Source organism: Synechococcus sp. N5, assembly GCF_900473925.1.
In the GTDB taxonomy this organism is placed as follows: domain Bacteria; phylum Cyanobacteriota; class Cyanobacteriia; order PCC-6307; family Cyanobiaceae; genus Parasynechococcus.
This window is the reverse complement of record NZ_UCNI01000008.1, coordinates 22720-43614: the sequence shown is the minus strand read 5'-3', so window position 1 is coordinate 43614 and position 20895 is coordinate 22720. Positions and strand designations below refer to the sequence as shown.

The 20895-nt window shown below is 64.3% G+C and carries 22 protein-coding genes and 1 tRNA gene; 16 read left to right on the top strand and 7 right to left on the bottom strand.

The window, feature by feature from the left end; translation table 11 throughout:
* Window positions 1–82 precede the first annotated feature (82 nt).
* A tRNA-Lys gene (locus DXY03_RS09345) sits at window positions 83–154 on the bottom strand.
* 79 nt (window positions 155–233) lie between these two features.
* Between DXY03_RS09345 and DXY03_RS09340 the strand changes: the two genes are divergently transcribed.
* The 8 genes from DXY03_RS09340 to DXY03_RS12345 all read left to right on the top strand — a co-directional run bounded on the left by DXY03_RS09340 (window position 234) and on the right by DXY03_RS12345 (window position 6724).
* Window positions 234–746 (top strand): gamma carbonic anhydrase family protein, encoded by a 513-nt coding sequence (locus DXY03_RS09340; protein ID WP_115010174.1) that lies wholly within the window; start codon window positions 234–236, stop codon window positions 744–746.
* A 193-nt stretch (window positions 747–939) separates the two neighbouring features.
* On the top strand, window positions 940–1062 hold the full coding sequence (locus DXY03_RS12350; protein WP_025362202.1) for a photosystem II protein Y: 123 nt from the start codon (window positions 940–942) through the stop codon (window positions 1060–1062).
* Window positions 1063–1109: 47 nt separating this feature from the next.
* Window positions 1110–2480, top strand: coding sequence for an FADH(2)-oxidizing methylenetetrahydrofolate--tRNA-(uracil(54)-C(5))-methyltransferase TrmFO (trmFO, locus tag DXY03_RS09330; RefSeq protein ID WP_115010173.1), 1371 nt, complete (start codon window positions 1110–1112; stop codon window positions 2478–2480).
* Window positions 2477–3442: a cation transporter gene (locus DXY03_RS09325; RefSeq protein WP_115010172.1), complete on the top strand. Its 966-nt coding sequence runs from the start codon at window positions 2477–2479 to the stop codon at window positions 3440–3442. The genes trmFO and DXY03_RS09325 overlap by 4 nt, the downstream gene beginning before the upstream one ends.
* Window positions 3443–3466: 24 nt before the next feature.
* Window positions 3467–5023 (top strand): carotenoid isomerase, encoded by a 1557-nt coding sequence (crtH, locus tag DXY03_RS09320; RefSeq protein ID WP_115010171.1) that lies wholly within the window; start codon window positions 3467–3469, stop codon window positions 5021–5023.
* Between the two features lie 35 nt (window positions 5024–5058).
* Window positions 5059–5343: a hypothetical protein gene (locus DXY03_RS09315; protein WP_115010170.1), complete on the top strand. Its 285-nt coding sequence runs from the start codon at window positions 5059–5061 to the stop codon at window positions 5341–5343.
* Window positions 5340–5894 carry a hypothetical protein gene (locus DXY03_RS09310; RefSeq protein WP_115010169.1) on the top strand — a complete coding sequence of 185 codons (555 nt, stop codon included), beginning with the start codon at window positions 5340–5342 and terminating at the stop codon, window positions 5892–5894. Before DXY03_RS09315 ends, DXY03_RS09310 begins: the two co-directional genes overlap by 4 nt.
* A gap of 674 nt (window positions 5895–6568) precedes the next feature.
* A complete protein-coding gene (locus tag DXY03_RS12345) occupies window positions 6569–6724 on the top strand; it encodes a hypothetical protein (RefSeq protein ID WP_170950645.1) in 156 nt (51 codons plus the stop codon).
* Window positions 6725–6824: 100 nt separating this feature from the next.
* Here DXY03_RS12345 and DXY03_RS09305 read toward each other — a convergent pair whose 3' ends face one another.
* A complete protein-coding gene (locus DXY03_RS09305; RefSeq protein WP_115010168.1) occupies window positions 6825–7592 on the bottom strand; it encodes a response regulator transcription factor in 768 nt (255 codons plus the stop codon).
* A gap of 74 nt (window positions 7593–7666) precedes the next feature.
* On the opposite strand from DXY03_RS09305, the gene DXY03_RS09300 reads away from it, so the two are divergent.
* Entirely contained in the window at window positions 7667–7939 is a 273-nt protein-coding gene (locus tag DXY03_RS09300; protein ID WP_115010167.1) for a DUF6761 family protein, read from the top strand.
* A 1-nt stretch (window position 7940) separates the two neighbouring features.
* On the opposite strand, the gene grxD is transcribed toward DXY03_RS09300, so the two are convergent.
* The 4 genes from grxD to DXY03_RS09280 are packed head-to-tail and all read right to left on the bottom strand — an operon-like array spanning window position 7941 to window position 9892.
* The gene (grxD, locus tag DXY03_RS09295; RefSeq protein WP_006851683.1) at window positions 7941–8264 is read right to left on the bottom strand and encodes a Grx4 family monothiol glutaredoxin; all 324 of its coding nucleotides are present in this window, start codon (window positions 8262–8264) and stop codon (window positions 7941–7943) included.
* A 19-nt stretch (window positions 8265–8283) separates the two neighbouring features.
* Window positions 8284–8532, bottom strand: coding sequence for a BolA family protein (locus DXY03_RS09290; RefSeq protein ID WP_115010166.1), 249 nt, complete (start codon window positions 8530–8532; stop codon window positions 8284–8286).
* 48 nt (window positions 8533–8580) lie between these two features.
* Window positions 8581–9108, bottom strand: a complete 528-nt coding sequence (locus tag DXY03_RS09285) for a hypothetical protein (protein WP_115010165.1) — start codon at window positions 9106–9108, stop codon at window positions 8581–8583.
* 28 nt (window positions 9109–9136) lie between these two features.
* Window positions 9137–9892 (bottom strand): 1-acyl-sn-glycerol-3-phosphate acyltransferase, encoded by a 756-nt coding sequence (locus tag DXY03_RS09280; protein ID WP_115010164.1) that lies wholly within the window; start codon window positions 9890–9892, stop codon window positions 9137–9139.
* A gap of 26 nt (window positions 9893–9918) precedes the next feature.
* Between DXY03_RS09280 and DXY03_RS09275 the strand changes: the two genes are divergently transcribed.
* The 5 genes from DXY03_RS09275 (at window position 9919) to DXY03_RS09255 (ending at window position 15262) form a co-directional block, all read left to right on the top strand.
* On the top strand, window positions 9919–10668 hold the full coding sequence (locus DXY03_RS09275; RefSeq protein WP_115010163.1) for a pyridoxine 5'-phosphate synthase: 750 nt from the start codon (window positions 9919–9921) through the stop codon (window positions 10666–10668).
* Complete coding sequence (locus DXY03_RS09270; RefSeq protein WP_115010162.1) at window positions 10665–10985, top strand: MgPME-cyclase complex family protein; 321 nt, start codon at window positions 10665–10667, stop codon at window positions 10983–10985. The genes DXY03_RS09275 and DXY03_RS09270 overlap by 4 nt, the downstream gene beginning before the upstream one ends.
* On the top strand, window positions 10985–11320 hold the full coding sequence (locus DXY03_RS09265; RefSeq protein ID WP_115010161.1) for a hypothetical protein: 336 nt from the start codon (window positions 10985–10987) through the stop codon (window positions 11318–11320). The genes DXY03_RS09270 and DXY03_RS09265 overlap by 1 nt, the downstream gene beginning before the upstream one ends.
* A gap of 67 nt (window positions 11321–11387) precedes the next feature.
* The gene (locus DXY03_RS09260) at window positions 11388–12008 is read left to right on the top strand and encodes a metallophosphoesterase (protein WP_115010237.1); all 621 of its coding nucleotides are present in this window, start codon (window positions 11388–11390) and stop codon (window positions 12006–12008) included.
* Complete coding sequence (locus DXY03_RS09255; protein WP_115010160.1) at window positions 12002–15262, top strand: exodeoxyribonuclease V subunit gamma; 3261 nt, start codon at window positions 12002–12004, stop codon at window positions 15260–15262. Before DXY03_RS09260 ends, DXY03_RS09255 begins: the two co-directional genes overlap by 7 nt.
* Here DXY03_RS09255 and DXY03_RS12640 read toward each other — a convergent pair.
* A complete protein-coding gene (locus tag DXY03_RS12640; RefSeq protein ID WP_006851171.1) occupies window positions 15259–15429 on the bottom strand; it encodes a hypothetical protein in 171 nt (56 codons plus the stop codon). The genes DXY03_RS09255 and DXY03_RS12640 overlap by 4 nt on opposite strands.
* A 245-nt stretch (window positions 15430–15674) precedes the next feature.
* Here DXY03_RS12640 and DXY03_RS09245 point away from each other — a divergent pair, with 245 nt between their 5' ends.
* Entirely contained in the window at window positions 15675–19307 is a 3633-nt protein-coding gene (locus DXY03_RS09245) for a UvrD-helicase domain-containing protein (RefSeq protein ID WP_115010158.1), read from the top strand.
* Window positions 19304–20884, top strand: coding sequence for an ATP-dependent RecD-like DNA helicase (locus tag DXY03_RS09240; protein ID WP_115010157.1), 1581 nt, complete (start codon window positions 19304–19306; stop codon window positions 20882–20884). The genes DXY03_RS09245 and DXY03_RS09240 overlap by 4 nt, the downstream gene beginning before the upstream one ends.
* The last annotated feature ends 11 nt before the right edge of the window (window positions 20885–20895 follow it).

Here is a 20895-nt window from a genome sequence, read left to right as displayed (position 1 = left end):
CCTGATCAGAGATTCACGGCTTTCTAACAGCCGCTCGGCCGTCGGCTCGGTTGAGTCACGAGACGACATCAAATCGTGGATATGGGTCGCCTGAGATTCGAACTCAGGACCAGCCGGTTAAAAGCCGGATGCTCTACCGCTGAGCTAGCGACCCGTGCCCGCTTGGACATGCCATTTCGGCACCAAATGAGGTTATCACTCAGGTCGCCGGGGAGACTGGTGGCTGCTGAACCATGGCCATGACTGGCTCCAAGCCCTGGCCCGATCCCCAGATCGATGCCAACGCCTGGGTTGCTGAATCCGCCGTTGTGATTGGCGATGTGCAGATGGCAGCGGCCAGCAGCCTCTGGCCCACGGCCGTTGCGCGCGGAGATCTCGAGCAGATCAGCATCGGAGCGGGCAGCAATGTTCAAGACGGTGCCGTGCTCCATGGCGATCCGGGACAGCCGGTTCGCCTCGGTGCTGACGTCACCGTGGGGCATAGGGCCGTCATCCACGGCGCCACGCTCGAGGATGGATGCCTGGTGGGCATTGGGGCCATCGTTCTCAATGGCGTCACCGTCGGTGCAGGCGCCCTGGTGGCTGCTGGTTCTGTTGTCACCAGGGATGTGCCTCCCGGAACCCTGGTGATGGGTGCGCCAGCGGCGGTGAAGCGGGAGTTGTCGCCTGAGGCGATTGATGAACAGCGCTGCCATGCCCGGCGTTACGCGCAATTGGCGGCATCCCACGCGCAGATCAGGCCTTGAACGCACTCCTCTGATTGCTGCGAATTCGATCAGCTTTCAAGGAAGGTCGTGGGATCAACGGAGAAGTCCGTAAGATCGGCGACACAGATTTCCGTTTTCAAGAATGGTCCGAGTTGCCATCGGTCTGGTCCTCATCCTGGTGATCGTCGGTTACTCGGCCTTCAGCGTGATCACCACGGGCCAGGTTCTGGGTATCGATGCCCGCCTGTTCCTGGTGGTTGCACCGATCCTGGCCGCCGTCAGCTGGGCTGCTTTCAACATCGGCCGTGCGGCTGTGGGTCAGCTGCAGCTGATGCTCAAGCGCAGCCGCGCCTGATCAAGGCAAGCGAGCTTCGTAGGCTGAAGGCTGCTTGATGCAGCCGGTTGTCTCAATCTCCCCATGTCACCGTTCTTGGTGCCGGTCTGGCCGGTACTGAGGCGGCCTGGCAGATCGCCCGAGCAGGAGTTGCGGTCACTCTGGTGGAGATGCGTCCGATTCGACGCTCCCCTGCGCACCACAGCAGTGATTTCGCTGAATTGGTGTGCAGCAACAGCTTTGGCGCTCTGAGCAGCGACCGTGCCGCAGGTTTGCTGCAGGAGGAACTGCGCAGGCTTGGCTCTTTGGTGATCGGCACGGCCGACACCCATGCCGTGCCGGCTGGCGGAGCCTTGGCCGTGGATCGCGGTCGCTACAGCGCTGCCCTCACGGAAGCTTTCGACAAGCATCCTCTGGTCACGATTGAACGGCGTGAGCAGCAGGCTCTACCGCCGGAGGATGCGATCACCGTTCTGGCGACGGGGCCGCTCACGAGTGAACCGTTGGCGGAGGATCTGCGCCAGTTCACCGGCCGTTCCGACTGCCACTTCTTTGATGCGGCCAGTCCGATCGTGCATGGGGACAGCATCGATCTGTCGGTGGCCTTCCGCGCCAGCCGCTACGACAAGGGGGATGCCGACTACATCAACTGTCCGATGGACAAGGAGCAGTACCTGGCGTTCCGCCAGGCCCTGCTGGAGGCGGAACAGGCGGAACTCAAAGACTTCGACAAGAACGACGCCACCTTCTTTGAAGGCTGCCTGCCGATTGAGGAGTTGGCGCGTCGTGGTGAAGACACCATGCGTTATGGCCCCCTGAAGCCGATCGGGCTCTGGGATCCCCGTTGGGGCGATGTGAACGATCGCGATGTGCGCCGCGCCAAGCGCGCCTACGCGGTGGTGCAGCTACGGCAGGAAGACAAGGACGGGCGCCTCTGGAATCTGGTGGGTTTCCAGACGAATCTCAAATGGGGTGAGCAGAAGCGAGTTCTGCAGATGATCCCCGGGCTGGGCCAGGCGGAATTCGTGCGCTTCGGGGTGATGCACCGCAACACCTTCCTGGAGTCGCCGCAGCTGCTGCAGCCCACCCTGCAGTTCCGCCAGCGCCCCAACCTCCTGGCGGCAGGCCAGATCACCGGCACCGAGGGCTATGCCGCCGCTGTGGCCGGTGGCTGGTTGGCCGGCACCAATGCGGCCCGGCTGGCCCTGGGCCTGGAGCCCATTGATTTGCCGGCCACCTGCATGAGTGGAGCCCTCACCCATTTCGTCAGCGAGGCACCAACGGCCAAGTTCCAGCCGATGCCCCCCAACTTCGGTTTGTTGCCGGAGCTGCCGGAACGCATTCGCGACAAGCGAGCGCGCTATGGCGCCTACCGCGATCGTGCCCTGCAGGACTTGGAGCCGATGCGGGCCCTCCAACCCCAGACCGTGACGGCATGACAACCCCTGCGGAGGCTCGCCGGATAGAACAGCGCTCCCTGCGCTTCGGTGTTGGAGCCAACGCAGTGATGGCCCTGGCTGGGTTTTCCGCCCATGTGCTCACCGGATCCTCGGCCCTGCTGTTGGACGGCCTTTATTCCGCTGTGTTGGTGGGGTCGTCCTTGATTGCCAGTCGCATCAGCCGCAACGTGGTGCGGCCACCGGATCGAGCCTGGCCCTACGGCTACGAAGGCCAGGAAGCCCTGTATGTGCTGTTTCGCTCCCTGGTGCTGCTCGGGGTGATCGGCTTTGGCGTCGGCAGCTCCTGCTCCACCTTGATCGATTGGTGGCGGGGGAACAGCATTGCGCCGCTGTATCTGGAGCCGGTGGCGCTCTACACCGCTTTGCTGACGGCACTGTGTGGATTGCTGGCCTGGCGGCACCGCCGGGATTGGCGCCGCACGGGTCGTGTGTCGCTGCTGCTGCTCACAGAGGCCCGCAATGCCCGGATCGATGCCGTGATCACCCTGGCCACGGGTCTGGCCTTGCTGGCGTCGCCGCTGCTCTTGGCAACGCCGTTGTCTGTCCTTGCGCCGATCACCGATGCCCTGCTGGTGCTGGCGGTGAGCCTGGCCTTGCTGCGCGAACCGCTGGCGGCGCTGCGGGATGCCATGGCCCAGGCCGCGGGCTGTGCTGCTGACCCGGATGTGCTCCAGCGCACCCGCATGGTGTTGATGCAGGAGCTGGTGGGGCTTCAGCTGCAGATGATGGATTTCACGGTGCAGCAGCTCGGCCGCACGGCCTTTGTCGTGGTTTACATCAATCCGCTGCAGCCCCAGGAAAGTCGGGTGATTGATGGGTTGCGCTATCACATCGATGCCCGCTGCAGTGCCGAACTCGGACGTCCGGTGCGCTCTGAGGTGATCCTCACGGTGATGCCGCCGATTCACCGCCAGGATCCAAGGCCGCAGACGGCCCCTTAGCGTCACCCCCAAAGAAGCGATGCCATGAGCGAGAACCAGCAGTGGGATGCCGTTGTGATCGGTTCCGGCATCGGTGGTTTGGTCACCGCCAGTCAGTTGGCGGCCAAGGGAGCCAAGACCCTCGTTTTGGAGCGGTATCTGATCCCCGGCGGCAGTGGTGGTGCCTTCAAACGCGAGGGCTACACCTTCGATGTGGGGGCCTCGATGATCTTCGGCTTTGGCAAGAAGGGTTTCACCAACCTGCTCACCCGGGCCCTCGCCGATGTGGGGGAGCACTGCGACACCATCCCCGACCCCGCCCAGCTCGAGTACCACATGCCCGGTGGGCTGCGCATCGCTGTGGATCGCGACTACGAGCAGTTCATCGCCGATCTCACGGCGTGGTTTCCCCATGAGGCGAAGGGGATCCGCCGCTTCTACGACACCTGCTGGCAGGTGTTCAATTGCCTCGATGCCATGCCGCTTCTCTCGCTGGAGGATCCGGCCTACCTCACCAAGGTGTTCTTCAAGGCACCACTGGCCTGTCTGGGGCTGGCCCGCTGGCTGCCGTGCAACGTCGGTGCGGTGGCCCGCGAACACATCAAGGATGAGCAGCTGCTCAAGTTCATCGACATCGAGTGCTTCTGCTGGTCGGTGATGCCGGCGGATCGCACGCCAATGATCAATGCCGGCATGGTGTTTTCCGATCGGCATGCGGGCGGGATCAACTACCCCAAGGGAGGCGTCGGCGTGATCGCCGAAAAGCTGGTGAAGGGATTGGAACGTCACGGCGGCGCCATTCGCTACAAGGCCCGAGTCACCGAGGTGTTGATCGAGAAGGATCAGGCGGTTGGCGTGAAGCTGGCCGATGGCGAGGTCATCCGCGCCAAGCGTGTGATCTCCAATGCAACTCGCTGGGATACCTTCTCGGATGCGGGTGATGAGCAGCGCCGCTCCGGCCAGGCCCTGGTGGATGCCGCCCACACGCCGGGCAAAGAGCAGTTCTGGCGCAAGCGTTATGTGCCTTCCCCTTCGTTCCTTTCGCTGCATCTGGGGGTTCGGGCTGACCTGATTCCGGCCGGCACCCACTGCCATCACCTTCTGCTCGAAGACTGGAACCGGATGGAGGACGAGCAGGGGGTGATCTTCGTGTCGATGCCCTCGCTGCTGGATCCGGATCTGGCACCGGCCGGGCATCACATCGTTCACACCTTCACGCCCTCATCGATGGAGGCCTGGCAGGGACTGACCCCCAGCCAGTACCGCGAGAAAAAGGAGGCGGATGCTGCACGGTTGATCCAGCGCCTGGAGGCGATCCTTCCCGGCCTCGCCGATGCCATCACCCACAAGGAAATCGGCACGCCCCGCAGTCACCGGCGTTTTCTGGGTCGCTTTCAGGGCAGCTACGGCCCGATTCCGGCGATGCAATTGCCGGGACTGCTGCCGATGCCGTTCAACCGTACGGGCCTGAAAAACCTCTATTGCGTGGGTGATTCCTGTTTCCCCGGCCAGGGCCTCAACGCTGTGGCCTTCAGTGGGTTTGCCTGTGCTCATCGGGTTGGGGCCGACCTGGGCCTCAATCCCTGGGCGCTGCCGGCCTGATCTTCTTCCTAGCGTGACCGTCCATAGGAGTTGGGATGCCGCCTGAGTTTCAGCCGTCGTCGGACGATCTGGCCCGCTACCTCGAGCAGAGGGGCGAGCTGACCAAGCCCTGGAATCTGCAGATGCTGCGGCTCAAGAAGCTCAAGGAAGCAAAGGACTCGATGGATCCTCAGCTCTACCTCGAGAAGGTGCAGGAGGCCCATGCCGATCTGATGCGGCTCGGTCAGTTCTGGAAGGGGCGTGAACAGGAGGTGTTCGGTGGCACCTACCAACCGTCTGAACTGATTGAACCGCTGCCCGGTTCTCCAGATGACCGATGAACGGCATCGAACGTTTCGGGTTATCGCCCCTGATCCGCTTCACCCTGCTCAGCCTGTATGGGGCCTTGGTGCTGCCCTTGCCATTGCTGGCCCCTGCCGAGTCGCGCTGGCTGATGGTGGCAGGGCTGCTGCTGGGCTTGGTGTTGGTTATCGGTCTGTTGAGTGAACGGGTGGAGACCGATGCCGAAGGCATTCAGGTGCGTTACCCCGCCTGGATCCGCTGGTTGCTGCGGCGCGGCTGGTCCATGCGTTGGCAGGACATTCGGGCCCTGGTTCCCGTTGGCACCAGTCAGGGGGGAACGGTGTATTACGTGAAGGCAGTCGATCTGCGCCACCAGCTCCTGCCGCAACGCATTGAGCGCTTCGATCGATTCCTGGAGCTGCTGGCCGCCAACACCCCTGTGTCGACAAAGGGCATCGGGCGTCTGACCCCGCCCTGGACGTATCAGCTCTTGGCTGGATTGGCCGTGCTCATGATCGCCGGCGAACTGGTCACGTCTCTGGCGCTGGCCCAGGGCTGGATTAGTTTGCCGGCGGGTTATCCAGGCTGACCAGAGCTGTTTCTTTCAACAGAAAACTCCGCCATTGCTGACGGGGTGGAGTGTGTGAGGTTTGGTCGGGAGATGGATGGCGACAATCCGCGCCTCCTGCTTTCCCTTGATGGGTCTTGTATGGCTCTCAGCCTGTTTCAGAGACACCCTCGGCAGGCATCAGGCTCCCCGACGCCATCGTTCAGGCATCAGCAATCCACTTGCATGTGGGCGATGGTGAGCAATGGAAGCATCCTGTTCTCCTCTCTGAGCACACCATCTCTGTTCCTGTCTGAGAGCAACTCCCCCGTTTGAGGGATTTGTTCACCAGCGCAGCTCCCCCATTCCAGGGACGTCATCCCACCAGCCACTCCCAATCCGGACGTAAAACGCTGTCTCGCTTCAGACCGGTATTGCCGCTTCGATCTCCCAGCCCTCGTTGAGCAGCTCTTCGGCTCGTGTTGGAGCCTCTTCTGAGGCAACGTCGATGAGGAGAAATCTCTCTCCCTGGTTGCAATACAGCCTGGTTAATCCGATCACGGCGGGGGCTCCCGGGTGTCGACAGCGCCATGTTGACCCGGCTGCGCTGATCAAGCAATGAAGACGCTCCTGCAAACAACTCTTGATTTTGTCCAGATGTCTGGCGTTGCCATGGGTCGCACAGACGTTGAAATCGATGCAGTTGTTCCGATCGGATGACAACCGAACTCACCAACCTCCCCTGCGGCACGGTTCAGCTCAAGGTCTGCGCGAATCACCTCTGTGAATTGGGTTGGGTGACCTCGCACCATCTGGTCCCGACCAAAGAGGCTCAGCTGAAGCAGGCCCTGCGTCATCACAAGACGAATTAAGGTCTCTTCAAGGGGCTTAAGCACAAAGGGTGCTTCGGGTTGGCGTTGATTGGCCCCGACCCCAGAATTCCAGTCGGTGACTGGAATGAATTCACTTGATTCAGCTGGCCGGCAGATTGTCGAGGCTGAAGCGGTAGCCCCGCTGACGTACGGTGGTGATTCCACCGCCCTCGCCCAGACCGGCCTGCTCCAGCTTGCGGCGCAGGGTCAACACCTGAGTGTCCACCGAACGGGGGCCACCGCTGAAGGGAGGCCAAGCCATTCGCAGCAGTTCCTGCCGGCTGCGCACCAGCCCAGGCGGCATCAAGAGTGCACAAAGCAGGGCAAATTCGCGGGGGCTGAGCTCCACCGGCTGCTCCCGCAGCGTCACATGGCGGAGGAGCAGATGAACCTCCAGAGGCCCAACGGTGACCCGCTCTTGCAGGCCGCTGTGCCCCCGCTTGAGCAGGGTTCGGCAGCGGGCGGCCAGTTCCTCGAGGCCAAAGGGTTTGCGCAGCACATCGTCTGCACCGTCATCCAGCAGGCCCACCACCGGCTCGGCTCCGGCCCGTGCGGTCAGCACAATCACAGGGCAACGCAGCTGCTCCGCCAAGCGCAGGGCGGAGCTGCGCTCCAGTAGTTCTGCACTCACCAGGAGATCGGGAGACTGTTCCTGACAAACGTCCAAAGCTTCAGCGGCGTTGGCCACTGCTGCGGTGAGATGACCGTCCTGACGCAGCCGCTGCACCAGCACCGTGCGCAGGGTGGGGTGCGGCTCGACCACCAACACTCTCGAAGGTTCCTGACCGGTGCTTGCACTTGGCATCACTACCGGATCAGAGCTGGCTGCAGATGCTTCCGCCGTGAGGTCGTGGGGAGTGGAGGTCACTGGATCGGCCCGGGCGCGCCTACGCTAAGCCGAAATTCCTGGCAGGCTGGTAGCAGGGGCTGCTGTTGTATCTCATGACATCACTCGACGACCCTGAAGCCATCCGCCATTTCCAATCGCTCTGCGATGCCTGTCAGGAGCTGACGACGAGATATCACACACCTTCGGAGCTGCGGCTGTACTCCGATGGCTACTTGCATGCATTGCGGAAGTCAGGATCGCTTGATCCCCGCTCTCAGCATCGTCTTGAGCAATTGATTGATCGCTGGATCCTGGATCCCTCCAGCTTTATTGGCCCTGACGGGGATGTGAGCACCTTGTATATGCGCCATCCCAAGGGCTATTGAGTTAGCTAGCGAGAGCGATTTCCAGCTTTTCGCGAAGTTCTCCGGAGTTGTACATCTCGATCAGGATGTCGGAACCGCCGATGAATTCCCCTTTCACGTACACCTGGGGGATGGTGGGCCAGCTGGAAAATTCTTTGATTCCCTGACGAATCTCTGGATCAGAGAGAACGTCAAATGTCTCGAATGCCACACCGAGGGAGTGCAGGATCTGCACCACATTGTTTGAGAATCCGCACTGGGGCATCAGCTTGGAGCCCTTCATGAACACGAAGATCGGGCTGGAAGCGACCAGAGTTTCGATGCGAGCTTTGGTGGAGGGGTCCATCGTTGAGCGTTAGTTGGCGTTAAGCGGACGCAGCGTCCGAAGGTATTGAGGTGTTGAGGGCGAGGGCGTGAATCGCTTCGCTGGCCAATTCCTGCTGCAGCGCGCCGTACACCATTTGATGCTGACGGATGCGTGAAAGGCCAGCAAAAGCAGACGACACCACCGTCACCTGGAGGTGATCACCGCCACCGGTGAGGTCTTCAACGGTGACGTTGGCGTCGGGAATGACCTGTTGGATCGCGGCTTCAACGGCATCCGGCTGCACCATGGCGGCGGTTGTGCAAAAGAGGACTGGCTCAGATGCTGACAGACCGGCTCATTGGCCGGCAGCCGATGCACCCCGGAATTCGGTTTCAACGAAGCCCAGTTCCAGCAGGCTCTGATAAGCCTTCTGACCCTGAGGCTTGGCCGGCGTCATCAGCTTGACCACCTCGACAAGCACCGGAACAGCCACTTCGGGCTGGTTCTGACGGCGGAACAGGGCTGCCAGGCGGAGGTTGGTTTCCGCCAGCAGTTCCAGGGCTTCACGGCCCTTGGTGTCCATCTCACGGGGGATCCGAGCATCAAGCCCCCGGAAGGCACCACTCAGGTCGCGATAGAAGGCCAGGAGCTGATTGGAGGCTTTGCGGGCTTTGTCGTAATCAGCCCGCGCCTCGGCCAGGTCCCCTCGGCTGGCGGCTGCATCGCCCTCAGTCAGCATCAAACGAACGGACGCCGGGTTGAATCCACCCTTGCTCTGAGCCAGAACGCGGTTCTCGGCTGAGGTTTGGGCGATGCCGGGAGCTGCGGTGACGCCCAGGGTTGCCATCAGTACAGCAGTCGTCAGCAATGCGCGACAACCCATGAGATCAGCAAGAAAACGTGGGCGGACTTTAGAAGCTCTGAAGCGGTCGGCCAACGGCAGCACGGGCCGCTTGTTCAGCCGTATGCATCGCCGCAGCGAGTTCGCTGTTGAACTGCCGCGTCGCTTCGCGATCTCCCTTGGGTGGCACGCTGAGCGGTGCTCCGAAACAGAGCGCTGCCCGGCTGAAGGGCCGCGGTGGGGCCTGGCTGTAGCCCAAGCCAACGGGAACCACAGGAACGGAAACGTCGCGGCTCTTGGCTAGTTGGGCTAAACGCACCAGGCCGGGCCGCAGTTCAATCGCCGCGTCCTGCCGGTGAATCCTGCCTTCGGGGAACATCACCACTTGCTGTCCGTCGGCCAGCAGGTCGATGGCCAGGCGCAGGGTGGTCATCGAAGGCCGTCCCTGGTCCACTGGGAAGCAGCCGAGCCGTTGCAGAAACCAGCCCTGCAGCCCCCGCATTTCGGTGGTGGTCACCATGAAGCGGCAGTCGCGGCCACTGACCCGACGGCCGGCGGCCATCGGCAGCATCAGGGCATCCCAGCGGGCGCGGTGCGTCGGTGCCAGCAGCACCGGGCCCTGATGGGGGAGATGCTCTGGGTTGAGCACCAGACGCTCACGGAATTGAAGGCGCAGCGCCAGATCCTGGGTGGTGAACATCGCCAGGGGGGCCCAGAAGCTGTCGATGCCGACACGCAGGCTGTTTTCTCGGGTCGCCAGGGCCGCTTGCAACGGGCTGATCGGATTCGATGCCTGAGAACCTAAATCCCCCAGGCAAAGCTGCATAAGATCCGGCCAACGACTGCCCCGTCATGGCCAGCCTCGGCGTCAATATCGACCACATCGCCAACATCCGTGAAGCGCGGCGGACCGTCGAGCCAGACCCGGTGTCGATGGCACTGCTGGCCGAACTCGGTGGGGCAGATGGGATCACCGTGCATCTGAGGGAAGACCGGCGTCACATCCAGGATCGGGATGTGGAGTTGCTGCGCCAGACCGTGCGCTCCCGCCTCAACCTGGAAATGGCCGCCACCGAGGAGATGGTGGCGATTGCGCTGCGGATCAAGCCCGACATGGTCACCATGGTGCCGGAACGGCGGGAGGAGGTCACCACGGAGGGTGGCCTGGATGTGGCCGGACAAGAGGCCTCCCTGGGGGCCATGGTGCAAACCCTTCAGGCCGCCGGGATACCTGTGAGCCTGTTTGTGGATCCGGAGGCCACCCAACTCCAGGCCTGCAAAGCCACGGGGGCCTGCTGGGTGGAATTGCACACGGGGCGCTATGCCGATGCGGACTGGAGCACCCAGCCCCAGGAGCTGGCGCGCTTGCAGGAGGGCACGGCCATCGCCCGGCAGCTCGGTCTGCGGGTCAATGCCGGCCATGGCCTTACGTATCAGAACGTTGAGCCCATCGCGGCCATCCCTGGGATGGAAGAACTCAACATTGGCCACACGATCGTGGCCCGCTCTGTCGCCGTCGGACTGCAACAGGCTGTGCGGGATATGAAGGTCTTGGTTCAGAATCCCCGCCTTGATCCCCTTTTCGGACAGGCGCCCGGATGACCACCTATCACTTCGTTGCAGCCAGCGAGCGCTTCCTCACCGTGGAGGAGCCGTTGGAGGAAGTGCTGCGGGAGCGCCAACGCAACTTCGCCGAAACCGGCAAGACCATCGATTTCTGGCTGGTGAAGCAACCGGCTTTCCTCTCCTCTCCTGAGCTGGCTGAGCTCAAGGCAACCATTCCCCAGCCCGCTGCCGCTGTGGTGTCCACCGATCCCACCTTCATCACCTTCCTCAAACTCCGTTTGGAGTTTGTGGTTGTGGGGACCTTTGAAGCACCGTCCGCAGGGATTCCCGATGCCCTTGCCGGTGCCGTCTGATGAATCCCAGTTCCCTTCCCGTTAAGCAGCGCATTGCACTCCTGGTGCAGGCCCTCGATGGTGCGGAGAAAACCAACAAGGCCTTGGCCACCTGTCCCGACGGGGACGCGATGGTGGACATCCTGCTGGGGGCTTCGGCCAAGCTGGGGTTGGGGCTGACCCGCCGGGATCTCACGGAGACGTCGCCGATTCGCGACTGGATCTGGTTCAAGAACAACGATCCCCTGGTCACCGTTGGTGATGCCAAGCCCCGCTACCGCCGGGAAACCCCCGAAAAACCCAAGCCAGACCCGAGCCAACCCAAGGAACGCAAGCGCTTTCTCGGTTTGTTCTGATCTGCATGCCGGATTCTTGGCACTGCCTGGCTGAGCATCAGAATTGACGTATCTCCAGGTTGTTGCTTTGTACCTGCACAGCCGCCGGCACTGGGTGATTGGAGATGTGCATGGTTGCCATCAGCCCCTATGCCAACTCCTCGCCACCCTGCCGCCGAACGACCATCTGGTCTTCTGCGGGGATGTGATTAACCGTGGTGAGGCCATTCCCACCACGATGAATCTGGTCTGGGATCTGGTCCAGGCCGGCCGTGCCACATGGCTGCGCGGGAACCATGAGCAAGACCTCATTGATGCCCTGAAATCCAGGGACGGCTTGAGTCAGCACGCCACCTATGCCCAGTTGGGCGACAGCAGCGCTCGCCAATGGTTGCCGCGCCTGCAACAGCTCCCGCTCGTTTATCGCGGTGACGGTTGGTGCGCCACCCATGCCGGGTTCGATGCAGCGGGTCAACCGGACCTCTCCATTCGTGATCCCTTCTGGGAGGCCTATGACGGTCGTTTTGGCCAGGTTGTTGTGGGCCATACGCCCCGTCCCCAGGTGGAACGCCTTGGCGCGATTGTTCTGATCGACACCGGTGCGGTCTACGGCGGTTGTTTATCGGCCTACTGCCCGCAAACGGATGCGGTCGTTCAGGTTGAAGGAGCTGCAACCGATGCCGTGCTTGCTGGAGTTGGCCCTTGCTGACGGTTTATCGAAGCAACAGGGCTGAATTTCTGGCTCGCTTGCTCTCCCGTCAGTTGATCGAGCAGCAGCCGGGCCCCCTTCAAACGGTGGAGGTGATGGTCAACACCTGGCCCACCAGCCGATGGTTGGGGGAACAGCTGGCCACGGCCAACGGCATCAGTTCCCTGGTGCGCTTCCCCTTCCCGGGTAGTCGCCTGCGGCAGCTGGTGCGCCAGGTGCTGCATCTCCCCGCGCAGGAGGACGATCCCTGGCGAGCGGGCCAGCTGGTGTGGGCTGTGCTCGAGCTGCTGCCAGAGCTGTTGGAGCAGCCCGTCGCCCAGCCGCTACGGACCTGGCTTAGCCAGCGTGAAGGAACCGCCTCGGGGTTGACGCGGGACCGTTGGCAGCTGGCACGCACCATCGCCGATGCCATGGACGATTACGCCCTCTACCGCCCCGATCAACTGGAGCAGTGGAAACGGCCGCGGCCCGATGACGACTGGCAGCCCGTGCTCTGGCGACTGCTGGCCCAACGGCTTCCCCGGGCTCCCTTTGGGCTGCAGGTGCGTGAGGCCGTCGATCGTCTCCGGCGAGGAGACGTTGATCCAGCCCTGCTGCCGGAGCGGCTGCGGCTGTTTGGCATCAGTGCCCTGGCACCGGTGCAGGTGGATCTGATTCAGGCCTTGTCCGGTCTGCTGGAGGTGGAGATCTACCTGCTCACCCCGTGTCCGGATCTGTGGCAGCGCTGCGGCAGTCGGCGTGCCTCGATGGGGGATGACTGGCTGGTTCCGCCCGATGGGGGCTGGTTGGCGGAGGCGCCGCGCCTGGAGGCCGTGCTTGGGCGGATGGGTGCCGAATTTCAGCAGTTGCTGGAGGGCTCCGGTGAAGCGCAGCTGGGGGAGCGACGCGAAGGGGATCTGTTTGCAGGTTCCCTGCAGATGGCCGCAGCGGAAGAGCGCCAGCCCACCCTGCTCGATCAGCTTCAGCAGCAGCTGGTGGATGCCGACAGCGTTCCCGCACTGGAGCGTTCCTCAGACGACCAGTCGCTGCTGTTTCAAGCGGCGCCGGGACCTTGGCGGGAGGTGCAACTGGTGCGTGATCGCATCCTGCAGTGGCTGGCGGCCGATCCCGATCTCGCGCCCCGCGATGTGCTGGTGATGACGCCGCAGATTGAGCGCTATGCACCGCTGCTCAGCTCCGTGTTCAACGACACGGCGGCCATCGGTGTCGATTTGCCCTGGCGCCTCACCGACCGCAGTCAGCAGAGCAGTCCGGGGTTGTCGATGGCGATGTTCACGTTGCTGGAGCTGGCGGCCACACGCCTCACTGCCACGGGGCTGGAACGTCTGCTGGCCAATCCGGCCCTGCAGGGCCAGCAGGGACTCACGCCGGAGGAGGCGGTGTTGATCACCCAGACGCTGCAACGCAGCGGTTTTCGCTGGGGCTTGGATGCCCGCGAGCGTGGCGGAGACGAGGTGCACAGCCTGCGTTGGTGTCTCGACCGTTGGCTGCTGGGCCTGGTGCTGCCGGTGGAGCCGGGCCTGGCTCCAGCAGGGGCGGCACCGTTCCAGCAGGAGCTGGATCCCGATCGCCTGGTGCGCTGGTGGACGCTGCTGGACCGTTTGGCGCGGATGCTCGATCGCCTTAGGCAGCCCCGGCCTTGCCATGACTGGGTGCAGCTGCTGCAGACCCTGTTGCAGGAGCTGTTCGCTGAGGGTGGGGCCTGGGCCGATGAGTCGCAGAGCTGGGCGGCGGCCCTTGAGGAGTGGCGATTGCGGGCCCATGACTGCCCTCTGGACCTCGATGCAGCCGTGGCCTTGGAGGTGTTGCAGGAGGCCTTGTCAGTGGACAGCGGTCGCTTCGGTCACCGCAGTGGCGCCCTCACCATCAGTGCCCTTGAGCCGATGCGGGCGATTCCCCACAAGGTGGTTGTCTTGATGGGCCTCGACAGCGCTGACTTTCCGCGCCCGAGTCGCCGCCCTGGTTTTCACCTGCTCGAGCAGCAACGGCGCCTGGGGGATCCCCGCAGCAGCGACCAGGACCGCTACGTGCTGCTGGAGGCCTTGATGTCGGCACGCCGTCATCTGCTGATCAGCTGGTGCGGGCGGCTGGAGCGCACCGGTGAGCCCCAGCCGCCTGCTGCGCCGGTGGAGCAGTGGCTTGCGGTGCTGCAGGAGCAGTTGCAACGGGCCGGTGCCTCCACGGAGGGGTTGTTGATCACGCCGGCCGCGAACCCCCTCTCCCGTGAGAACTTCCGGCCCGAGGCGCCGCTCAGCTGTGATCGCCGCCAGCTGGAGGCCCGGCGCTGCCTGGATCGTGCTCCGGTGTCGGATCAGGTCCAGGGGCTGGCCTGGGCATCGCTCTGGCAGCAAGACCTGAACGATGTCGATGTCGATGACGAGGTAGAGGCCGAGGGACGTGACCGAGACGACCTGGCCCTGGACCCTGAAGCCTTGCTGGCTTGGATGCAGCAGCCCCAGAAGGCCTGGTTGCAGGCACGGGGGTTGCGGCCTGGAGAAGGCATTGAGGCGGTGGAGGATCTTGAGGCGCTCGAGTTGGAGGGCCTGCAGCGCTATTTGCTGCTCAACCACGAGCTTGAGGAGCAGTTCATTCTTGGATCGGCTCCGGATTGGACGACGTCGCTGGCGGGCCAGGGTGTGCTGCCGGCGGGGGCTGGTGCGGCCCTTGAGCAAGAGGAACTGCAGCAGCGTTGGCAGGCCCTGCAACGGCAGCTGGCATCGCTTGGTCCCTGCCGCCGGGAGGTGCCTGTGCTCGCCGGTCTGCCGATGCCCCTGCTCTACGCCGGCGACACCCAGGTGGTGGTGCAGCCCGGCATGCTCACGGCCGCGGCGGTGATGCGCGGCTGGTTGCAGCATCTGTTGCTGTGCGCTGAGGGATTGGCGCCTGCTGCCGGCTCAGCGGTGGTGGCCCGCAGCACTCGGGTTGCCGGCGCCGAGGTGCACTTGCGCTGGTCGGCGTTGCCGACGGCTGAAGCCAAGCACCAGCTGCAGCAGCTGGTGCGGCTGGCGCAACAGGGGCTGGAGCGGTGCTGGCCGGTCCCCCCGAAGAGCGGCTGGCAGATGGTGGCCAAAGACCGGCGCAAACCGGGGGAGGGGCCGCAGGACTTCCGCAAGACCTGGCAGGACGAAGGGGCCACCCCGGTGATGCAGCTCTGCTTCGGCACGGAGATCGCTGCGGAGCAATTGATGGATGAGGCCGGATTCCAGGAGGCGTGTCAGCTGCTGTATGGCCCGCTTCTGGCCCAGCTGCGTTAGTCGAACAGCTCGTCGAGCATTTCGCGCATGCGTTCGTTGGAAATCACCATGGGCTCGCCGGCCTGACGGCGGAAGAAGTAGGCCCGATGTTCCTGGTTGATGCTTTCAACAGCGGCGGCTTTGCGCACCAGCAGCTGGGCCAATTTCTGACGACGTTCGGGGGACAAAACAGGCCGGTGGCTTTCACCAACGTGTTGGCCTGATGGCCCCGCACCCGCACAAGCCCATGTTCTCTCAAGGGTTGGGTTGCATCCGTTCACAAGCCCATAAAAAAGCGAGGGTTCTTCAGGCCCTCGCTCAGGTCGTCTTCTGTTCTGGGGTGTGACAACACCCAGTCCAGTTCGCAGCTTTCGCCAGCTGCTTAATGGAAGTTAACACTGGTTTTGAGGCCGAAGTTGAGCAGACTCCATCCATGGCCCAGCGCTTCGATGCCAACACCTACCCCCTCGGCCCTGGGGTCCGCCTGCTTGAGGCCAGCGCTGGCACCGGTAAAACCTTTGCTCTGGCGCATCTCTGCCTGCGGCTGATCACGGAGGCCGACCACGCCCTCGAGGCGTTGTTGGTGGTGACCTTCACCGATGCGGCGGCCGAAGAGCTGCGCTCCCGCATCGGCCAGCGGCTGCAGCTGGCGTTGCAGGGCCTTGAGCAGCTGGAGCGGGGGATGGAGGCTACCGCTCCAGACCCCGTCCTGGTGGAGTGGCTGTCGGGTTCCGAACCAGGGGAGGCGCGTCAGCGGTGGATTCGGCGCTTGCTGGTGGCCCTCGAACAGCTGGACCGGGCCGACATCACCACCATCCACGGCTTCTGCCGCCGCAGTCTGCGCCGTCTGGCCCTCAGCAACGCGGCGGCGATGGAGCCTCAGCTGGACACCGACGCCACCGCGCTCCAGGCCGAGGTGGTTCAGGACCTGTGGCAACAGGAACTGCTCAGCCTGCCGCCGGATCAGTTCAAGGCGTTGCGTCAACGCGGCCTCTCGCCCCAGACCCTGCGCAGGGGGTTGGCGCAACTCGATGGCGAACAGCAGCCGCGGTTCAGGGCCGTTGATGGGGCGATCGATCTCGACCAGCCCCTCGCCCCACAGCTGGAGCACTGGCTGGCGCAGCTCTGGGACGAGTTCGTGCCGCTCTGGCAGCGGGACCATGCCGCCCTGGATGCCGGGTTCCGTCAGGCGGCCGAGCAGTGGAAAGCCCAGGGCTGTGAAACCACCACCCCTTATTCGGCAAAGCCCAAGAGTGATCGCTGCGCGCAGATCAACCAGTGGCTGCATGGGCAGACCGCAGTGCCGTCACTGCTGGAGATTGCCGCCCATGAGAAGCCGTTGAAGGAGTACTTCCACCCCGGCAGTTGGTGCAAGGTCGCGCGCAAGTGCGGTGAGACCGACCCCAGCCTGGTGACGCCGGCTCTGCAGGCCGCTGTTGCGGCGCTCTGGGATGCACCGATTGAGCGCACCTGGCAGTACCTGCTGGAACGGGGCTTGCAGGAGCTGGACCGCCGCCGTCGCCGCCGCGGGGTGATCACCTTTGGCGGTTTGTTGGCCGCCATGGACCCGGGCGATGGCGACGTTGCCTGGCTTGCCCCGCTGCAACAGCGCTACCGGGCGGTGATGGTGGATGAGTTTCAGGACACAGACCCCGTGCAGTGGCGTCTGCTGCAGCGGGCCTTCGGTGGTGGTGAACGCCACCTCCTGCTGATGGTGGGGGATCCCAAGCAGGCGATTTACCGCTTCCGGGGTGGTGATCTGGCCACCTACATGGCAGCGCGGGATCAGGTGGAGCGGATCGATCACCTGCTCGACAACTTCCGCACAACGGCACTTCTAATGGAGGGGTTGAACCGCTTGATGGCTCCGGGTCTCCCTCGATCTGAACTGCCTGTGCCTGCGGTGCAGCCCCGCAGCTCCGCCACCCCACCGCAGGATGCCCCGGCGTTGCAACTGCTGCTGCTTTCCACTGAGACGCCCTCCAGCCGCAGTGCTCTGGAAGCAGAGCTGCCCCAGCGGCTCGCCGCGATGGTGCTGGAGCAGCTGCAGCAACGGGACGACCTCACCCCTGCAGATCTCTGCGTGCTGGTGAGTCGTCATCAACAGGCGGAAGACCTGCGTCGCGCCCTTGGGGTTTGCGGACTCCCCACCCGCCTGGTGACCCAGGGGGATGTGCTCGAAAGTGAGGCTGCCTTGTTGTTGCAATGGTTCCTCGATGCCCTGGCGGAACCGGGCGATGACGCTCGCTTGCGTCTGCTGGCCTGCTCGGGACTGATGACCATCGCGCCCGATGCCTTGGAGCCGGCCCTGTTGGATCAGCTGGCGCTGCAGTTGCGCGGTTTGGCTGAGGCGATGCCGCGGCTGGGCCTGCTCGGGGCGCTGGCTGATCTGCTCAAGGGTGAACAGATGGCGGGGCTGTCGGAACGGGGCCGGATGCTGGGGGATCTGCAGCAGGCGGCGCGGCTGGTGCAGGAGGCGATGCACCGCCAGGGGCTTGATGTGGCCACCGCGGCGGATTGGTTGCGGAGGGAGCGGTTGCACCCCAGCCAGCCGGTGCCTGAGGCTCGCCAGCCCCACAGCGATCAGGCCGACAGCGCCATCGCCGTGGTCACCGTCCATCGCAGCAAGGGTCTGGAATATCCGGTGGTGATCTGCCCCTACCTCTGGCAGTCCCCCCCCGTCGTGTCCGGTCCGCTCTGGCGTGACCCCCGCTCCGCAGAGTGCCTGGTGCGGGTGGATGTCCACTGGGGGGAGGGCTGGCAGGCGGCGCAACAGGCGAAGCGGGAGGCCGCGGCCGAGGCCGAGCGGCTGGCCTATGTGGCGGTGACCCGAGCCCAATCCCAGTTGGTTCTGATCTGGGCCAGGGCCAACGGCCAGGAGGATTCCCCCTTGCCCGCCTGGTTATTCGGAGCTGAGGCCGCTGGCGATGCGATTGACAGCCTCACCGATGAGCGGATGAGCCAAGCCCTGGCGGAGCGACAGGTTCCGATCAGCATCGATGGCCTGGTCGAGAGCCTGCCCAGCGGCAAGCGTTGGCGGTCTCCGCTGCGGGCCGAGCCGTTGGCCCTTGGTTCCATCCCCAAGCGGATCGACCGGAGCTGGGGCCGGGCCAGTTATTCGGCCTGGATTGCCTCATCCGACGACGTTCAGCTGCATGAACAGGGTCGTGATCGCGATCCCGGCGCTGAGGAATCGACGGTGGAATCGATGGTGGAATCGACGGTAGCGAGGGCAGAACCGGCATGGTCCGAGACGGGGCCGCTGGCGGCCTTCCCGCGCGGGGCCGGGGCCGGGGACTGTCTGCACCGGATCCTCGAACAGTTCCCCTTCTCTGCGGCGGAGGCCTCTGAACCCCGCCAACGGCTCGAGCTGATCGCCGCCGAGTTGCGCCGGGCCGGGCTTGATCCAGATCTTCAGAACGATGTGTTGACGGGGTTGGAGCAGGTGTTGCAGACGCCCCTGGGGGGACCGCTGGGTGCGTTGTCGCTGGATCGGCTGGGGCCGCACCAGCGCCTGCCGGAACTCAGTTTTGATCTGCCGGTGCAGCACGTGCGCACGGCCGATCTGGTGGCCGCCTTCGGTTGTGATGCTGAGGCCCGTTTTGGCCGCACCTACAGCCCGGCCCTGGCATCGCTCTCAATCAACAGCCGTGGGTTTCTCACCGGTTCCATCGATCTGGTGTTCCAGGACCCCCAGCACCAACGCTGGTGGGTTCTCGACTGGAAGAGCAACTGGATCGGTGAACGGCGCACCGGCGCTGAGCCAGGGCTATGCGGTCCGCATCACTACTCCCAGGAGGCGATGGAGGAGCAGATGTTGCACCACCACTACCCCCTGCAGGCCCATCTCTACCTGGTGGCTCTGCATCGCCATCTTCGTTGGCGGCTGCCGGATTACGACCCGGAGCAGCATCTGGGGGGCTACGTCTATTGCTTCCTGCGGGGGATGCCCGGAGCGGTGACTGCCTCTCCAGAAGATGCTGTTGGGCCGGGGCGCATCGTTGAACCCGTGCCGCTCAATCGCATTGCGGCCCTGGATCGAGCCCTGGGGGAGGTGCCGGCGTGACGGAGCAGCTGCCCCAGGGAACCAGCACCTGGCCCTCCAGCTTCACGGCCGGACTCCATGCCGCCCTGCGGCGACGGATCCCGCCCCGGGCTGATGGCCCCGCCCTGGAGGAGCTCAGCCGCGATCTGGTGCTGGCCTTGGAGCAGGGGGAGTTGACGGTGGCGCTGACGCCGGAGCGGCTGGCCGCTGCCCAATCCAGTGGCTGGCTGGAGGGGGATGCCTCCCCCCTGCTGCTCCAGGGTGATCGGCTCGGCTGGCGCCGCTGGTTGCAGGCCATGGAGCAGGTGGTGGCCGAGCTGGTGGAGCGGGCCCATGCTCCGCTTCCCAAACCCGTCGAGGCTGCCGATCCCGAGCTGTCGGATCGTCTCAACGCTGAACAGTGCGCCGCCGTGCGCGCCCTGGATCAGGCCTCGGTTGTGCTGCTCAGCGGTGGTCCGGGCACGGGCAAAACCAGCACGGTGGTGGAGATTCTGGCCCGGGCGGAAGCCCGCCATCCCGGCCTGCGCATCGGTCTGGCGGCCCCCACCGGCAAGGCGGCCCGGCGCCTGGGGGAGGCGGTGATGGCGCAGCGGGCTCCGTTGCCCTGCAGCACCCTCCACCGCTGGTTGGAGGCCGGAAGCCGTGGCTTCGGCAGGCACCGCCAGCGTCCCCTGGAGCTGGATCTGCTGGTGATCGACGAGATGTCGATGCTGGATCTGGCCTTGACCCAGGCTCTGTTGGAGGCATTGCCCAGTGGTTGCCGGCTGCTCTTGGTGGGGGATCCAGCTCAGTTGCCGCCGGTGGGGAGTGGAGCGGTTTGGCATCGGCTGCAGCAGCCGGACGTGCGCGGTCGTTTCGGTGCCGGCGCCGTGCATTTGGAGCGCACCTACCGTAACCGCGGTGCCCTGGCCCAGGTGGCGCAACAGCTGCGCCAGGGGAATCTGCAGGTCTTTGCAGCGGATCTGTCCGCCTTGCCTGAGCAGGCCAATCTTCAGGTGCATCCCTGGCCCCTGCGTCGTTTCCCTGCCTTGGTGCGCCAGCGCTGGATTCAGCGCCTCCAGCAGTTGCAGGCACTGACGGTTGATCTCGACCGCTGCACCGAGCAGGAGCTGATGGCGGCATCCCGGCCTTTGTTTGCGTTGCTCGAGCAGGACCTGTTGCTTTGTCCACGTCGCCGGGGACCGTGGAGTCTTGATGATGTGCACCGCACGCTGCTGGGGGCCAATGCCGCCGGCAGGGTCGAGCGTTGGCCGATCGGCTTGCCGGTGATCTGCGGCAGCAACCAACCGGAACTGGGCTTGGCCAATGGTGACCTCGGGGTGGTGATCGGGGCAGGCTCTGAACGACGCCTGTTGTTCCAGGTGGTGGATCCGGACGGCCAGCTGCATGTGCGTCGTTTGCATCCAGCCCGTTTGCGGCGTCTGGAGCCGGCGGTTGCGCTCACCATCCATCGGGCCCAGGGCAGTGAGGCGGATCGGGTGATCGTGCTCTGGCCAGATCCCCTTGAGGATGGCCCGGCTGCAGAACATCAACGCCGATTGCTGTACACAGCCATCACCCGTGCCCGTGCCAGCCTTGACCTGGTGACGCAGATCTGACGCGGGTGGAC

What these genes read in the sequence shown, in the direction of transcription:
- DXY03_RS09265 (WP_115010161.1), top strand. Translation starts at nt 10,985, where the DNA reads ATGAATCCCAGTTCCCTTCCCGTTAAGCAGCGCATTGCACTCCTGGTG.
- DXY03_RS09280 (WP_115010164.1), bottom strand. Translation starts at nt 9,892, where the DNA reads ATGCAGCTTTGCCTGGGGGATTTAGGTTCTCAGGCATCGAATCCGATC.
- DXY03_RS09315 (WP_115010170.1), top strand. Translation starts at nt 5,059, where the DNA reads ATGCCGCCTGAGTTTCAGCCGTCGTCGGACGATCTGGCCCGCTACCTC.
- DXY03_RS09340 (WP_115010174.1), top strand. Translation starts at nt 234, where the DNA reads ATGGCCATGACTGGCTCCAAGCCCTGGCCCGATCCCCAGATCGATGCC.
- DXY03_RS09275 (WP_115010163.1), top strand. Translation starts at nt 9,919, where the DNA reads ATGGCCAGCCTCGGCGTCAATATCGACCACATCGCCAACATCCGTGAA.
- grxD (WP_006851683.1), bottom strand. Translation starts at nt 8,264, where the DNA reads ATGGACCCCTCCACCAAAGCTCGCATCGAAACTCTGGTCGCTTCCAGC.
- DXY03_RS09290 (WP_115010166.1), bottom strand. Translation starts at nt 8,532, where the DNA reads ATGGTGCAGCCGGATGCCGTTGAAGCCGCGATCCAACAGGTCATTCCC.
- DXY03_RS09300 (WP_115010167.1), top strand. Translation starts at nt 7,667, where the DNA reads ATGACATCACTCGACGACCCTGAAGCCATCCGCCATTTCCAATCGCTC.
- DXY03_RS09310 (WP_115010169.1), top strand. Translation starts at nt 5,340, where the DNA reads ATGAACGGCATCGAACGTTTCGGGTTATCGCCCCTGATCCGCTTCACC.
- DXY03_RS09245 (WP_115010158.1), top strand. Translation starts at nt 15,675, where the DNA reads ATGGCCCAGCGCTTCGATGCCAACACCTACCCCCTCGGCCCTGGGGTC.
- DXY03_RS09325 (WP_115010172.1), top strand. Translation starts at nt 2,477, where the DNA reads ATGACAACCCCTGCGGAGGCTCGCCGGATAGAACAGCGCTCCCTGCGC.
- crtH (WP_115010171.1), top strand. Translation starts at nt 3,467, where the DNA reads ATGAGCGAGAACCAGCAGTGGGATGCCGTTGTGATCGGTTCCGGCATC.
- DXY03_RS12345 (WP_170950645.1), top strand. Translation starts at nt 6,569, where the DNA reads ATGACAACCGAACTCACCAACCTCCCCTGCGGCACGGTTCAGCTCAAG.
- DXY03_RS09285 (WP_115010165.1), bottom strand. Translation starts at nt 9,108, where the DNA reads ATGGGTTGTCGCGCATTGCTGACGACTGCTGTACTGATGGCAACCCTG.
- DXY03_RS09270 (WP_115010162.1), top strand. Translation starts at nt 10,665, where the DNA reads ATGACCACCTATCACTTCGTTGCAGCCAGCGAGCGCTTCCTCACCGTG.